The sequence below is a fragment of the Pseudomonas frederiksbergensis genome, assembly GCF_003732665.1.
GTDB lineage: Bacteria > Pseudomonadota > Gammaproteobacteria > Pseudomonadales > Pseudomonadaceae > Aquipseudomonas > Aquipseudomonas frederiksbergensis_G.
Genome location: NZ_MOBP01000084.1, coordinates 1 through 416 on the forward strand (window position 1 = coordinate 1; position 416 = coordinate 416).

The window sequence follows — 416 nt, forward strand, 5'->3', positions numbered from 1 at the left end:
AGCCCCCTCGCCACAATGGGTGGTTACTTGCGAGGTTTTCGACGGGAGGATCAAAAGAACGCAGCCTTCGGCAGCCCCTACGGAGGATCGCGCAAATCTATAGGAGCTGCCGGAGGCTGCGATCTTTTAGGATATGGCTACTGGTCGTGATCAATATCCAGCTTACTGAACGTCACTTTCCCGCCTTCGCTGGTGTACCCGGCGTGGTCCTGCACATACACGCCGGCCTTGAAATACAGCGGTTTGTCGCGCCATGTAGCGCTGATGTTCGAATCCCAGTGATAGTCCGCCGCGCTGATGCCCAGTTGTCCGCCAGGGCTCAGGTGCAGGAGGTAGGAAAACTCCTGATCCAGCTTCACGCCGGTCGCGACGGTGATGACCCGGCCTTCGCCGTCATCGGGGTGACTGCGCACTTT

General features: G+C 58.7%; 1 protein-coding gene. It reads right to left on the reverse strand.

Translation table 11 applies throughout. From position 1 onward, the window contains the following. Nucleotides 1-137 precede the first annotated feature (137 nt). Nucleotides 138-416, reverse strand: a 279-nt coding sequence (locus tag BK665_RS33250; protein ID WP_148053277.1) for a polysaccharide lyase family 7 protein, incomplete at its 5' end; no start/stop codon positions are given.